The organism is Streptomyces sp. CRN 30 (assembly GCF_034105845.1).
In genome coordinates, this window is the sequence record NZ_JAVRHI010000546.1 from 1 (window position 1) to 13,876 (window position 13,876).

Consider the following 13,876-nt stretch of genomic DNA (forward strand, 5'->3'; position numbering starts at 1 on the left):
GCCGCCCCGCCGCGGAAGGGGCGGCCACCGCCCCGGCCGTCCCCGCGGACGTCGAGGAGCGCCGCCGCCGCGAACTGGCCCTGCTCGCCTGGCCCGAGGCGGCCGGCACCACCCCGGAGCAGCGCGAGGCCCTCGAACTGGCCGTACGCCACCACCTGGCCGCCCACGAGGTCGCCGCCGTCCTCGGCATGGAACCGGCCGCCGCGCGGGACCTGCTCGCCTCCGCCGCCTGCGAGGTGGAGCGCACGCGCGCGGCGCTCGCCGTCGTCGAGTACGGCACCTGCCCGGGTGTCGCCCGCTTCGGCGGCGACGACCAGCTGGTACTGAGCGCGGTCCTGCGCCGCGAACTGATCCGCCACGTCGACGACTGCCCGCGCTGCCGCCGCACCGCAGAGCGGGCCGTCCCGGGCCGCTGGCCCGGCACCAGCGTCACCCCCGCCGCGCTGCCGGTCCTGGCGGCCCCCCGCGCGACGCTGCACGGCGCCGTGGCGCACCTCCCGCGCGCGCGGAGCGCCGCTCCCCGGTTCGACCGGCGCGGTTTCCCGATGGACCCCAAGGACCGCGCCGCCCGCCGTGACCGCCTGCGCGCGCGTGCCGTCACCACGACCGTCGTCGCCACCGTCATCGCCGCTCCCGTGCTCGCCCTGTGGGCGGCCTACCGGGGCGCCCCGGCGGACGGGGCCGGAGACGGCCGCGCGGCCAGCGCCGGCGAGACCCACACCGACGGCGCCGCGGACGGCGGCTACGGGAACACCGGCACCGCCTCCGGCACCTCACCCGCCCCGGCCGGCGAGGCCGACGTCTCCGTCGAGATCCTCGGCGACGGCCGCGTGGGCACCGGCGAGATGCGGGTGACGGCCGCCCGGGACCACGGCACCACGGTCGTCACCCTGACCGTCACCGGGGACACCCCCGTCGACTGGTCCGCGTCGACCGGCGCCGCCTGGCTCTACCTCAGCCGCTCCTCGGGCACGCTCGTCCCCGGCACGAAGACGACGTTCAAGGTGTACGTCGACCACCTGCGCGAGCCGTCCGGCCACTGGCACGCGCGCGTGGCGGTCGGGCCCGTCGGCGCCGTCGTCTCCATCGAGGGCCACGGCACCGCGCCCGGCTCCTCCGGGCCCGGTCCCCGTCCCGGCACCCCGAGCGCTCCGGACACCCCGTACCCGTCCGACCCGACGCCCACGACCCCGGTGCCCTCGACGACACCGCCGAGCGCGACGCCCACGCCGACGCCGCCCGACCCCACGCCCGAGCAGCCCTCCCCGACCGGTACGGGCGAGGGGCCGTCCCCGGCCGAGGACGGCGGCGGCCCGAGCCCGGCGACCCCCTAGGGGCTACGGGTGGCTACTGGTGCTGGCCGACCGGATCGGCCGGGTGCGGGGCCAGCAGCGGCAGCCGGGACGCCAGCCGCTCCTCGCACAGCTCGGCCAGCCGGTCGTACCCGGCCTTGCCCATCAGCTCCGTCAGCTCCGGCCGGTACGACACGTACACCGGGTCGCCCGCGCCGTGCGCCGAGGTGGCCGACGTGCACCACCAGTGCAGGTCGTGACCGCCCGGACCCCAGCCCCGGCGGTCGTACTCGCCGATGGACACCTGGAGCACGCGCGTGTCGTCGGGCCGGTCGATCCACTCGTAGGTCCGTCGCACCGGCAGCTGCCAGCACACGTCCGGCTTGGTCTCCAGCGGCTCACGGCCCTCCCGGAGCGCCAGGATGTGCAGCGAGCAGCCCGCGCCCCCGGCGAAACCGGGGCGGTTCTGGAAGATGCACGACCCCTGGAAGGGACGGGTCTGCCGGGAACCCTCCTCGTCCTCGGAGACCCAGCCGTTCGCCGTGCCCTCGGCGTGGTGCTGCCAGATGTCCGGCGTCAGCCGCGCCACGTGACCGGCGACCCGGGCCTCGTCGTCCTCGTCGGAGAAGTGGGCACCCAGGGAGCAGCACCCGTCGTCCGCGCGGCCGGCCTGGATGCCCTGGCACCCGCTGCCGAAGACGCAGTTCCAGCGAGAGGTCAGCCATGTCAGATCGCAGCGGAAGACCTGCTCGTCGTCCGCCGGATCAGGAAACTCCACCCACGCGCGCGCGAAGTCGAGCCCCTTCTCGTCCCCGGCCGGGACAGACCCGGCCGTCTCGACCTTCTTGTTCCGCTTGTCCTTCTTGGACGACTTCACGTCCTTCGCCTGCTTCGTCTTTGGCACCCGTCCAGGGTAAGTCGCCCACCCCCGGTCCCCGCACCACCGACGGCCGTCCTGGCAGTAGCGTTCCGTACATGAGACTCGGTGTCCTCGATGTGGGTTCGAACACGGTGCATCTGCTGGTGGTGGACGCGCACCCCGGCGCACGCCCGCTGCCGGCGTACTCGTACAAGGTCGAACTGCGTCTCGCCCAACTCCTCGAAACGGACGGTGCGATCGGCGCCGCCGGGGTCGACCGGCTCATAGCCGTCGTCAAGGAGGCGCTCCAGGCCGCCGAGGACAAGGGCGTCGAAGACCTGCTGCCGTTCGCGACCTCCGCGGTGCGGGAGGCGGACAACGCCGACGAGGTCCTCGCGCGCGTGCGGACCGAGACGGGCGTCGAGCTGGCCGTCCTCACCGGCGCGGAGGAGGCCCGGCTCACCTTCCTCGCCGCCCGCCGCTGGTTCGGCTGGTCCGCGGGCAAGCTGCTCGTCCTCGACATCGGCGGCGGCTCCCTGGAGATCGCGTACGGCATGGACGAGGAACCCGACGCGGCCGTCTCCCTGCCGCTCGGCGCGGGCCGCCTGACCGCCGGCCGGCTGCCCGGCGATCCGCCCGACCCCGACGACGTACGCGCGCTGCGCCGGGACGTACGGGCCGAGATCGCCCGCACGGTCGGGGAGTTCACCCGCCTCGGCGCCCCCGACCACGTCGTCGCCACCTCCAAGACGTTCAAGCAGCTGGCCCGTCTCACCGGCGCCGCCCGCTCCGCCGACGGCCTCTACGTCCAGCGGGAGCTGAAGCGCACCTCGCTGGAGGACTGGGTGCCGCGGCTGGCCGGCATGACCACCGCCGAGCGCTCCGAACTGCCCGGCGTCTCGGAGAGCCGCGCGGGCCAGCTCGTCGCCGGCGCCCTGGTCGCCGAGGCCGCGATGGACCTCTTCGGCGTCGAGTCCCTGGAGATCTGCCCCTGGGCCCTCAGGGAGGGCGTGATCCTCCGCAGACTGGATCACATGGGCCAGGACTGAAAGCCATGCGCCCCGAAGGGGCGCGGGGAACTGCGCGATCGACCACAACGCACCCGCGCCCGCACTATGGCGATCACCACAACGGCGATCAGGCGGCCGGACCCACCCACCGCACCCCGTAACCTGAACGACATGGCGGAGCCCCTACGCATCCCGGATGCGAAGGTCGCCCTGTCGACGGCCTCCGTCTACCCGGAGTCGACGGCGACGGCCTTCGAGATCGCCGCGCGCCTCGGATACGACGGCGTCGAGGTCATGGTCTGGACCGACCCGGTCAGCCAGGACATCGAGGCGCTGCGCAGACTCAGCGACTACCACCAGGTGCCGATCCTGGCCGTCCACGCACCCTGCCTGCTCATCACGCAGCGCGTGTGGTCCACCGACCCCTGGGTCAAACTCCAGCGCGCCCGCGCGGCGGCCGAGAAGCTCGGCGCGAGCACGGTCGTCGTCCACCCCCCGTTCCGCTGGCAGCGGCAGTACGCGCGCGACTTCGTCAGCGGCATCTGGCGGATGGCCGACGAGACCGACGTGCGGTTCGCCGTCGAGAACATGTACCCCTGGCGCTACCGGGACCGCGAGATGCTCGCCTACGCCCCCGACTGGGACGTCACCAAGGACGACTACCGGCACTTCACGATCGACCTCAGTCACACGGCGACCGCCCGTACCGACGCCCTGCAGATGATCGACCGCATGGGCGACCGGCTCGGCCACGTCCACCTCGCGGACGGACGCGGCTCGGCCAAGGACGAGCACCTCGTCCCCGGCCGCGGCACCCAGCCCTGCGCCGAGACGCTGGAGCGCCTCGCGCTGACCGGCTTCGACGGGCACGTCGTGATCGAGGTCAACACCCGCCGCGCGATGTCCGGCGCCGAACGCGAGGCGGACCTGGCGGAGGCCCTGGCCTTCACCCGCCTCCACCTGGCCTCACCGGCCTCACCGTCCTCACCGACGACGGAAACCCCCCGACGGTGAGCGACGCCACCGGCGACGGGAACCCTTCGACGGCAAGCGACGCCACCGGCGGGGGCGGAGTCCCGGCCCGCCGCCGCGGCCGCCCCCCGCGCTCCGAGTCCTCCGGCACCCGCGACCGCATCCTGACCGCCGCCCGCGCGGAGTTCTCCGAACGCGGCTACGAGAAGACCTCCGTACGCTCCATCGCCAGGTCGGCACGGGTCGACCCGGCCCTCGTGCACCACTACTTCGGCACCAAGGAACAGGTCTTCGCCGCCGCCGTGGAGGTCGCCTTCGCCCCGGCCCTGCGCGCCCCCGACACCGTCGCCGAAGGCCCCCCGGACGCCATGGGCGAGCGCCTGACCCGCTACGCCCTCGGCGTCTGGGAGGACCCCGCCACCCGCGAGCCCCTGCTGGCCATCGTCCGCTCGGCGGTGACCAACGACACCGCCGCCGCCGTCTTCCGCAGCCTGCTCGCCGGACAGCTGCTGCGCCGCATGGCCGCCCACCTCGACCTGCCGGACGCGGAGCTGCGCGCAGAACTGGCCGCCGCCCAGCTGGTCGGCGTCGCCCTGCTCCGCCACGTCATCCGGCTCGAACCGCTGGCCTCGGCCGACATCGAGCAGGTGGTCGCCCGGCTGGCACCGGTGGTCCAGAGCCACCTCACCCGCCCCTGAACAGCACTGAACAGGACTGATCAGGACACGGCACGAGACGGACGTCCCGCAATTCGGACACCCCGTCCCGGTCACTGGAAGAGCGGCGTACGCTCGATGACACTCAAGACTTCCCGAAGGAGCGAGCAGCGATGCCCGAGCTGAGGTCCCGCACAGTCACCCACGGCCGCAACATGGCGGGCGCCCGCGCCCTTATGCGCGCCTCCGGTGTACCCGGTGCGGACATCGGCCGGAAGCCGATCATCGCGATCGCCAACAGCTTCACCGAGTTCGTGCCCGGCCACACCCACCTGGCCCCCGTCGGCCGGATCGTCAGCGAGGCGGTCACGGCGGCCGGCGGCATCCCGCGCGAGTTCAACACGATCGCCGTCGACGACGGCATCGCCATGGGCCACGGCGGCATGCTCTACTCCCTGCCCTCCCGCGACCTGATCGCGGACAGCGTGGAGTACATGGTCGAGGCGCACTGCGCCGACGCCCTGGTCTGCATCTCCAACTGCGACAAGATCACCCCCGGCATGCTGATGGCGGCGCTCCGCCTGAACATCCCGACGGTCTTCGTCTCCGGCGGCCCCATGGAGTCCGGCCGCGCGACCCTCGTCGACGGCACGGTCCGCACGCTCGACCTGGTCGACGCGATCTCCGACGCCGTGAACGACAAGATCTCCGACGAGGACATCCTCCGTATCGAGGAGAACGCCTGCCCGACCTGCGGCAGCTGTTCAGGCATGTTCACCGCCAACTCGATGAACTGCCTGACCGAGGCGATCGGCCTCTCCCTGCCGGGCAACGGCTCGGTGCTCGCCACCCACACCGCCCGCCGCGCGCTGTACGAGAACGCGGCGCGCACGGTCATGGACATCACCCGGCGCCACTACGAGCAGGACGACGAGACGGTCCTGCCGCGCAACGTCGCCACGATCGCCGCCTTCGAGAACGCCATGGCGCTGGACATCGCCATGGGCGGCTCCACCAACACGATCCTGCACCTGCTGGCCGCCGCCCAGGAGGCCGGCGTCCCGTTCGGCCTCGGGGAGATCGACGCCGTCTCGCGCCGCGTCCCCTGCCTCGCCAAGGTCGCGCCGAACGTGGCGAAGGACCGTACGTACTACATGGAGGACGTGCACCGCGCGGGCGGCATCCCCGCCCTCCTCGGCGAGCTGCACCGGGCCGGTCTGCTCAACGAGGACGTGCACAGCGTCCACAGCCCCTCCCTCGCCGACTGGCTGAAGACGTGGGACGTCCGCGGCGGCTCCCCGTCCCCCGAGGCGGTCGAGCTGTGGCACGCGGCCCCCGGCTGCGTCCGCTCCGCCGAGGCGTTCTCCCAGTCCGAGCGCTGGGAGACCCTCGACACCGACGCCGAGAACGGCTGCATCCGCTCGCTGGAGCACGCGTACTCCAAGGACGGCGGCCTGGCGGTCCTCAAGGGCAACCTCGCCGTGGACGGCTGCGTCGTGAAGACGGCCGGCGTCGACGAGTCCATCTGGACCTTCGAGGGCCCGGCGGTCGTCTGCGAGTCGCAGGAAGAGGCCGTCGAGAAGATCCTGAAGAAACAGATCACCCACGGCGACGTCGTGGTGATCCGCTACGAGGGCCCCAAGGGCGGCCCCGGCATGCAGGAGATGCTCTACCCGACCTCCTTCCTCAAGGGCCGCGGCCTCGGCAAGAGCTGCGCCCTTGTCACCGACGGCCGCTTCTCCGGCGGCACCTCGGGCCTGTCCATCGGCCACGCCTCCCCGGAGGCGGCCTCCGGCGGCACCATCGCCCTCGTCGAGGACGGCGACCGCATCCGCATCGACATCCCCGGCCGCTCCATCGAGCTGCTGGTCGACGACGCCGAGCTGGCCCGCCGCGAGCAGGCGCTGAACGGCGCGTACGCCCCGAAGGACCGCGACCGCAAGGTCTCCGTGGCGCTCAAGGCGTACGCGGCTATGGCGACCAGCGCGGACAAGGGCGCGGTGCGGGACGTCAGCAAACTCGGCTGACCCCGCTCCCCGGCGACCCGGCCGCTACCAGCCGCCCGGGTCGCCCCCGTCCACCGCGAACACCGTCCCGTCGGGCGCCGACGCGTAGACCCGGCCCCCGGCGGCCACGGGGGAGGGCAGCGTCGCCGCCACCCGGTCGGAGTCGGCCCCGAGCCGCGGGTCCGTCTGCCCGAGGAGCTTCCCCGTACGGGCGTCCACGCCCAGCAGACGCCCGTCGGGCGCGGTGACGTACACGTGCCGCGCGTCGGCGACCGGCGCCGACCCGCGGCTGACGCCCGTCTCCAGGCTCCACCGCTGCTTCCCCGCCTCCAGATCCACGGCGGTCAGCGTGCCGCCCGCGCCCATCAGGTACACCGTGTCCCCGCGCACGCTGCCGTGCGCCTGCGCCACCGGCGCGGACAGCGCCACCCGGCTCGGCTCCCCGCCCCCCGGCGTGTACCGGACGACGGCGCGCGCCTCCCCGTAGACCGGGTCGGTCTCCAGGAAGACGACCGAACCGTCCGCCGCGCCCACCGGTTCCAGCGCCCCCGCCGGCTCCGCGTGCCAGCGCACGTCGCCCGTCGCGGGGTCCACGGCGGTGACCTCGGTGCCGGTCCCGTCGTCGGCCACGGTCGTCGCGTACGCCGGTCCCGCCCCGGCGAACGAGGAGAAGTGCGGCACCGCCTGCCCCGGCACCCGCCGTGTCCACAGCACGGCACCGGTGGCCCCGTCCACGCCGGTGACCTCGCCGTCCGCGCCGGTGACCAGCAGGGTGCCGCCGACCGCCCGCAGCCCGCGGTACCCGGCCAGCTCCCGCCGCCAGGACGGTTCGCCCGTCGCCGGGTCGAGCCCCTCCAGCGTGTCGCCCTCGTTGAGCGCGGGCTGGACGAGACCGCCGGAGACGACCGGCGGCCCGCTCCTGGAGGCGTCCGCGACGGAGCGCTCCCACAGCCGTGAGCCGTCGTCGGCGTCGAGGGCGAAGACCGTCCCCGGCCGCGCGCACAGCAGCCGCCCCGCCCCGTACGAGCACTCGGCGCTGCCCGCCGCCCCGGCCGCCGCCCACCCGGTGAACGCGGCCGGAGCGCTCCGCGCGTCCCCGGACGGCGCCCGATCGGAACCGTCCGCCCCGCCGAGCAGCAGTACGGGTACGAGCGTCCCGGCGACGGCGAGACAGACCCCGGCCGCCAGCAGGACGGACCGGCGACGCAGCCCCGAGAGCCGCCGCGGGAGCGCCCCGGACGGCTCCGACGGCTCCGACGGCCCGGCAGTCCCGTGATCAGGAACAGGAGCGGGCACACCGGCCGAAGGCCCCGCCCCCGTCCGCTGCGCCGGTATGAACGCCTGCGTGTCGTACGACGCCGCCACCGACCGCAGCCGCCGCATCAGCTCGTCCGGTGTCGGCCGCTCCTCAGGCTCCTTCGCCAGACACCGCCGCACCAGCGCGGCGAGCGGCTCCGGCACCCCGGTCAGATCGGGCTCGTCGTGCACGACCTGGTAGGCGACGACGTACGGACTGTCGGAGTCGAACGGCCCCCGTCCGGTCGCCGCGTGCACCATCACCGAGCCCAGCGCGAAGACGTCGGCCGCCGGGCCCACGTCCCGGGGCCGGCGGAACTGCTCGGGCGCCATGAACGGCGGCGTCCCGATCAGCTTCCCGGTCTCCGTACGGAGTTCGCTGTCGGCCGGCCGCGATATCCCGAAGTCGATGACCTTCGGCCCGTCCTCGGCGAGCAGCACGTTGCTCGGCTTCAGGTCCCGGTGCACGACCCCGACCCGGTGGATGTCGCGCAGCGCCTCCGCCAGCCCCGCCATCACCCGGCGCAGCCGCGCCGCGTCCAGCGGACCGTTCCGCTTCACCTGCTCGGCGAGGGTCGGCGCGTCGATGAACAGCGTCGCCATCCACGGCCGTCCGGCGTCCGGGTCGGCGTCGACGACCGGTGCGGTGAACGCGCCGCTCACCCGCCGGGCCGCCGCCACCTCCTGCCGGAACCGGCCCCTGAACTCCGGGTCCCTGGCGAACTCCGCGTGCACGACCTTCACCGCGAGCCGCATCCCCGAGGTGCTCCGCGCCAGGTGGACGACGCCCATGCCGCCCGACCCGAGACAGGACTCCAGGCGATAGTGACCGGCGTACTCCGGAAGCTCCGCTTCCGGACCCGTTCCGGTGCTCCGCTGCGGCGCCATGGGACCCCCCGTACTGTTCGTCCGCGAGCGCGACGCACGGAGCCTAGTCGAAGACTCGTACGACACAGAGGCGGCTTGCTAGCCTCCCGCACACCACACGCATCAGAGGAACAACGGGGGGAGTTCTCATGTCGGTCGAACAGGTCGTGGAGGCGACAGGCGGCGACGAGGGGGAGGCCGTCGCCACGGCGGCGGCCCTGACGTACTACGCGGTGGCGCCCGGCGTCCGCCTCAACGTCCGCAGCGGCCCCGGTACCGGCTACGCGCTCGTCCGGGTCCTGCTCGAGGGCGCCAAGGTCCCGATCTTCTGCCAGTCACCGGGCACGAGAGTCACCGGCACCTACGGCACCTCGGCCATCTGGGACAACATCGACAGCGGCGAGTACGTCTCGGACGCCTACGTCCGCACCGGCAGCGACGGCTACATCCGTCCGCGCTGTTCCTGATCCACGCTGAACCACGCTGAACCACGCTGATCCACCCGGAACCACCCGGAGCCCGCGGTGACCCCGGCGGCCATAATCGACGCGTGAGCGCAGAGAACGGCACGAACGGCAACCCGGAGACCACCGCGGGCTCCCCGCCCCCGACCGGCCCCCGCCCGGAGCCCATCCGGTTCTTCGGCACGACGTGGGTGCACCACGACGGCGGCTACACCGCCCGCCGCCTCGGCCTCGCCGTGGGCGCGCTCGTCGCGGCGGCCGCCGCCTGCCTCGTCCTGCGCGTCGCCTACCAGGGCCTCCAGATCGCCGACATCGGCAGCTTCGTCACCGTCCTGGTGATCGTCATGTTCGCGGTGTGCAGCGCGCTGGCCTTCGGCCACACCTGGGGCGCCTTCAGCCGCCGGCCCGACCCCGACCGCCAGGCGTCCCTGCGCGGCCTGCTCGCCATCGGCTTCGTCGGCTCCCTCCTCGCCTACGCCCTGCGCTGCCTCACGGAGGCCCCCGGCGAGAAGCTCCACCGCGCGGAGTACGAAACGGCCCGCGCCCAGTACGAGAAGCGCACGACCCGCCGCTCGGGCAACCCGAAGAAGCGCCGGAGGGGCTAGACCGCACACCGGTACGTACGGCACCGGCAGTCCCGTACCTCTCCACCTCGCGACCTCTCCACCTCGCGACCTCCCCACCGCCCCACGCCCACGGCCACCATGGCCGTATGACCACACACCGGCAGGTCCACGCCGCCCGCGCCGCCTCCTTCAACGCCGCCGCTGCCCAGTACGCCGCGAACCGCCCGGCCTACCCGCCCGCCCTCTTCGACACCATCGAAGAACTCACCGGCCGCCCGCTCGCCGGGGCCCGCGTAGCCGACATCGGCGCCGGTACCGGCATCGCCACCACCCTTCTGCGCGAGCGCGGCGCCGACGTCATAGCCGTCGAACCCGGCGCGGGCATGGCCGCCCAGTTCCGCCGTACCCTGCCCGACGTGCCACTCGTGCGCGGCACCGGCGACGCCCTCCCGCTCGCCGACTCCTGCGCCGACCTGCTCACCTACGCCCAGGCGTGGCACTGGACCGACCCCGCGCGCGCCGTGCCGGAGGCGCTGCGTGTCCTGCGGCCCGGCGGCGCGCTCGCCCTCTGGTGGAACACCGCTGCCGTCGACGTGCCGTGGATCGCCGCCGCCGCCGAACGCCTCCGCCGCCACTTCGCCCTCGACGTCGCCGCCGAACAGCGCGGCGCCGGCGCCCGGCTGTCCGACCCCGCGGGCCGCCTCGTCCCGGTCCGCCGCGTCGTCCGCTGGAGCCGCCGCGTCCCGGTCGACACCCACCTGGCCAACCTCGGCAGCCACTCCGTCCTCCTCGTCCGGGACGAGCAGGAGAGCGCCGCCTTCCTCACCGAGGAGCGCACCCACCTCATGACCGCCTTCCCCGACGGCATCGTCGAGGAGGTCTACGACGTGATCCTGCTGCTCGCGACGGCACCGCCGGCCTGACGGCCCCGTCCACCGCCTGACGGCCCCCGTCCGGCGACCGGCGGCCCCTTGACGCCTTGTCGCGCCCGGAGCAGTATTCATCACATGGTGAATTACTCGTCGCAGCAGCCTGCCGTCCGTGCCGAGCACCTCACCGTCCGCCGGGGCCCGCGCACCGTCCTGCGCGACCTCGGCTTCACCGTCCCGCCCGGCCGCGTCACCGGCCTCCTCGGCCCCTCCGGCTGCGGCAAGTCGACCCTGATGCGCGCCGTCGTCGGCACCCAGGCCAAGGTCACCGGCACCCTCGACGTCCTCGGCACCCCCGCCGGCCACCCCTCCCTGCGCGCCCGGATCGGCTACGTCACCCAGGCCCCGTCCGTCTTCGACGACCTCACCGTCCGCCAGAACCTCGACTACTTCGCCGCGGTCCTCGCACCCGGCCGCCCCGGGTCCGCCTCCGCCGCCGACCGCCGCCACGACGTCGACCGGGCCCTCGCCGACGTCGACCTCACCGGCCACGCGGACGCCCTGGCCGGCCATCTCTCCGGCGGCCAGCGCAGCCGCGTCTCCCTGGCCGTCGCCCTCCTCGGCACCCCCGAACTCCTGGTCCTCGACGAACCGACGGTCGGCCTGGACCCCGTACTCCGCCGGGACCTCTGGCACCTCTTCCACACCCTCGCCACCGACCGCGGCACCACCCTCCTCGTCTCCTCCCACGTCATGGACGAGGCCGAGCGCTGCCACGACCTCCTTCTCATGCGCGAGGGCCGCATCCTCGCCGCCGACACGCCCGAAGCCCTGCGCACCCGCACGCACTCCGACACGGTCGAAGCGGCCTTCCTCCACCTCGTGGACGAGGCGGCCGCCGCGACCCGCACCGAGGAGAAGGCCCGATGACGCCCCCGCCCCCGCCCCGGGCCCTGAGCGCCGCCCGCACCGCCGCCACCGCCGCCCGTGTCCTGCGCCAGCTCGGCCACGACCCGCGCACCATCGCGCTGCTGCTCCTGGTCCCCTGCCTGATGCTGTTCCTGCTGCGGTACGTCTTCGACGCCGACCCCGGCACCTTCGACACCATCGGCGCCTCGCTCCTCGGCATCTTCCCGCTGATCACGATGTTCCTGGTGACGTCCATCGCCACCCTGCGCGAACGCACCTCGGGCACCCTCGAACGCCTCCTCGCCATGCCGCTCGGCAAGGGCGACCTGATCGCCGGCTACGCCCTCGCCTTCGGCGCCCTCGCGATCGTCCAGTCCGCCCTGGCGACGGGACTGGCGCTCTGGTTCCTCGGCCTGGACGTCACCGGCAGCCCCTGGCTGCTGCTCCTCGTCGCCCTGCTCGACGCCCTGCTGGGCACGGCCCTCGGCCTCTTCGTGTCGGCGTTCGCGGCGTCCGAGTTCCAGGCCGTCCAGTTCATGCCCGCGGTGATCTTCCCGCAGCTCCTGCTCTGCGGCCTCTTCACCCCGCGCGACCAGATGCACCCCGCCCTGGAGGCGATATCCGACGTCCTGCCCATGTCCTACGCCGTCGACGGCATGAACGAGGTGCTCCGGCACACCGACCTGACCACCGCCTTCGTACGGGACGTGTCGATCGTCGCGGGCTGCGCGCTCCTCGTCCTCTGCCTGGGCGCCGCCACCCTCCGCCGCCGCACGCGGTAGGCGTGTCCCGCCCACCGGACAGCGGCCCCCGCGCCGACCCACCGGTGCGACGATTGACGCCGGACGACGTACACCCCGGAGGTCACCCGCAGCCATGACCCAGAAAGTCGCAGTCCTCGGCACCGGCAAGATCGGCGAAGCCCTGCTCAGTGGAGTGATCCGGGCCGGCTGGGCCCCCGCCGACCTCCTGGTCACCACCCGCCGCCCCGAGCGCGCCGAAGAACTCCGTTCCCGGTACGGGGTCACCCCGGTCACCAACACGGAGGCCGCCAAGACCGCCGACACCCTGATCCTCACGGTCAAGCCGCAGGACATGGGCACGCTCCTCGACGAGCTCGCGCCGCACGTCCCCGCCGACCGCCTGGTCATCAGCGGCGCCGCCGGCATCCCGACCTCGTTCTTCGAGGAGCGCCTCGCCGCCGGCACCCCGGTCGTCCGCGTCATGACGAACACGCCCGCCCTCGTGGACGAGGCGATGTCCGTCATCTCCGCGGGCACCCACGCCACCGCCGGTCACCTCGCCCATGCCGAGGAAATCTTCGGAGCCGTCGGCAAGACCCTCCGGGTCCCCGAGAACCAGCAGGACGCCTGCACCGCCCTCTCCGGCTCAGGCCCGGCCTACTTCTTCTACCTGGTCGAGGCCATGACCGACGCCGGCATCCTCCTGGGCCTGCCCCGCGACAAGGCCCACGACCTGATCGTGCAGTCCGCGATCGGCGCCGCGACGATGCTCCGCGACAGCGGCGAGCACCCGGTCCGCCTCCGCGAGAACGTCACCTCGCCCGCCGGCACGACCATCAACGCCATCCGCGAGCTGGAGAACCACGGCGTACGGGCCGCCCTCATCGCTGCCCTCGAAGCGGCCCGCGACCGCAGCCGCGAGCTGGCCGGCGGCACCGTTTGACATGCCTGCCCGGCATCCGTAAGGTTCTCCGAGCTGTCCGACGTGAGCGCCGACTCCGGTCGGTCCCCGGACAGCCATCCCGTACGTACGAGCATTGATGCCATTGGCATGCGTATGCGCGGAATGAGGAATCCCTGTTCGTGAGAGCGAACCCCCCGATTAGGTCGGGGGCCGGGAATCCGCTAAAGTTCCACTCGTCGGAACGGCCCAACAGCCGCAAAGACAAAGCCCGCTGACTGGGAATCAGGCCCGAAAGGATCTGATAGAGTAGGAACCGCCGGAAAGGGAAACGCGAAAGCGAGAACCTGGAAAGCACCGAGGAAATCGGATCGGAAAGATCTGATAGAGTCGGAAACGCAAGACAGCAAGACAAGCAGGACCGAAGGGAAGCGCCCGGAGGAAAGCCTGAGAGAGTCTCTCGGGT

At 73.4% G+C, this 13,876-nt stretch carries 13 protein-coding genes; 11 read left to right on the forward strand and 2 right to left on the reverse strand.

Going from position 1 to position 13,876, the window contains the following annotated elements; genetic code table 11:
- A partial coding sequence (locus UW392_RS63250; protein ID WP_320784567.1) for a BACON domain-containing protein occupies positions 1-1,334 on the forward strand: 1,334 nt, incomplete at its 5' end.
- A 13-nt stretch (positions 1,335-1,347) separates the two neighbouring features.
- Here UW392_RS63250 and UW392_RS63255 read toward each other — a convergent pair.
- Positions 1,348-2,196, reverse strand: a complete 849-nt coding sequence (locus tag UW392_RS63255) for a hypothetical protein (protein WP_320784568.1) — start codon at positions 2,194-2,196, stop codon at positions 1,348-1,350.
- 71 nt (positions 2,197-2,267) lie between these two features.
- Here UW392_RS63255 and UW392_RS63260 point away from each other — a divergent pair, with 71 nt between their 5' ends.
- The 4 genes from UW392_RS63260 (at position 2,268) to ilvD (ending at position 6,816) form a co-directional block, all read left to right on the forward strand.
- On the forward strand, positions 2,268-3,200 hold the full coding sequence (locus UW392_RS63260; RefSeq protein WP_320784569.1) for a Ppx/GppA phosphatase family protein: 933 nt from the start codon (positions 2,268-2,270) through the stop codon (positions 3,198-3,200).
- A 132-nt stretch (positions 3,201-3,332) separates the two neighbouring features.
- A complete protein-coding gene (locus tag UW392_RS63265; RefSeq protein ID WP_320784570.1) occupies positions 3,333-4,175 on the forward strand; it encodes a sugar phosphate isomerase/epimerase in 843 nt (280 codons plus the stop codon).
- Positions 4,172-4,831 (forward strand): TetR family transcriptional regulator, encoded by a 660-nt coding sequence (locus tag UW392_RS63270; protein WP_320784571.1) that lies wholly within the window; start codon positions 4,172-4,174, stop codon positions 4,829-4,831. Before UW392_RS63265 ends, UW392_RS63270 begins: the two co-directional genes overlap by 4 nt.
- A gap of 131 nt (positions 4,832-4,962) precedes the next feature.
- Complete coding sequence (ilvD, locus tag UW392_RS63275) at positions 4,963-6,816, forward strand: dihydroxy-acid dehydratase (RefSeq protein ID WP_320784572.1); 1,854 nt, start codon at positions 4,963-4,965, stop codon at positions 6,814-6,816.
- 24 nt (positions 6,817-6,840) lie between these two features.
- Here ilvD and UW392_RS63280 read toward each other — a convergent pair whose 3' ends face one another.
- Complete coding sequence (locus UW392_RS63280) at positions 6,841-8,979, reverse strand: serine/threonine-protein kinase (protein WP_320784573.1); 2,139 nt, start codon at positions 8,977-8,979, stop codon at positions 6,841-6,843.
- Positions 8,980-9,107: 128 nt separating this feature from the next.
- Between UW392_RS63280 and UW392_RS63285 the strand changes: the two genes are divergently transcribed.
- The 6 genes from UW392_RS63285 to proC all read left to right on the forward strand — a co-directional run bounded on the left by UW392_RS63285 (position 9,108) and on the right by proC (position 13,452).
- A complete protein-coding gene (locus UW392_RS63285) occupies positions 9,108-9,425 on the forward strand; it encodes an SH3 domain-containing protein (RefSeq protein WP_320784574.1) in 318 nt (105 codons plus the stop codon).
- Between the two features lie 83 nt (positions 9,426-9,508).
- Complete coding sequence (locus UW392_RS63290) at positions 9,509-10,027, forward strand: EamA/RhaT family transporter (RefSeq protein WP_320784575.1); 519 nt, start codon at positions 9,509-9,511, stop codon at positions 10,025-10,027.
- A 107-nt stretch (positions 10,028-10,134) separates the two neighbouring features.
- A complete protein-coding gene (locus UW392_RS63295; RefSeq protein WP_320784576.1) occupies positions 10,135-10,911 on the forward strand; it encodes a class I SAM-dependent methyltransferase in 777 nt (258 codons plus the stop codon).
- 84 nt (positions 10,912-10,995) lie between these two features.
- The gene (locus UW392_RS63300) at positions 10,996-11,787 is read left to right on the forward strand and encodes an ABC transporter ATP-binding protein (protein WP_320784577.1); all 792 of its coding nucleotides are present in this window, start codon (positions 10,996-10,998) and stop codon (positions 11,785-11,787) included.
- On the forward strand, positions 11,784-12,548 hold the full coding sequence (locus tag UW392_RS63305; protein ID WP_320784578.1) for an ABC transporter permease: 765 nt from the start codon (positions 11,784-11,786) through the stop codon (positions 12,546-12,548). Before UW392_RS63300 ends, UW392_RS63305 begins: the two co-directional genes overlap by 4 nt.
- Positions 12,549-12,642: 94 nt before the next feature.
- Complete coding sequence (gene proC / locus UW392_RS63310) at positions 12,643-13,452, forward strand: pyrroline-5-carboxylate reductase (RefSeq protein WP_320784579.1); 810 nt, start codon at positions 12,643-12,645, stop codon at positions 13,450-13,452.
- Positions 13,453-13,876 lie beyond the last annotated feature (424 nt).

Bases quoted from the DNA above. Each gene is read 5' to 3' on its own strand.
- ilvD (WP_320784572.1), top strand. From the start codon at position 4,963: ATGCCCGAGCTGAGGTCCCGCACAGTCACCCACGGCCGCAACATGGCG.
- UW392_RS63295 (WP_320784576.1), top strand. From the start codon at position 10,135: ATGACCACACACCGGCAGGTCCACGCCGCCCGCGCCGCCTCCTTCAAC.
- UW392_RS63265 (WP_320784570.1), top strand. From the start codon at position 3,333: ATGGCGGAGCCCCTACGCATCCCGGATGCGAAGGTCGCCCTGTCGACG.
- UW392_RS63285 (WP_320784574.1), top strand. From the start codon at position 9,108: ATGTCGGTCGAACAGGTCGTGGAGGCGACAGGCGGCGACGAGGGGGAG.
- UW392_RS63260 (WP_320784569.1), top strand. From the start codon at position 2,268: ATGAGACTCGGTGTCCTCGATGTGGGTTCGAACACGGTGCATCTGCTG.
- UW392_RS63280 (WP_320784573.1), bottom strand. From the start codon at position 8,979: ATGGCGCCGCAGCGGAGCACCGGAACGGGTCCGGAAGCGGAGCTTCCG.
- proC (WP_320784579.1), top strand. From the start codon at position 12,643: ATGACCCAGAAAGTCGCAGTCCTCGGCACCGGCAAGATCGGCGAAGCC.
- UW392_RS63305 (WP_320784578.1), top strand. From the start codon at position 11,784: ATGACGCCCCCGCCCCCGCCCCGGGCCCTGAGCGCCGCCCGCACCGCC.
- UW392_RS63300 (WP_320784577.1), top strand. From the start codon at position 10,996: ATGGTGAATTACTCGTCGCAGCAGCCTGCCGTCCGTGCCGAGCACCTC.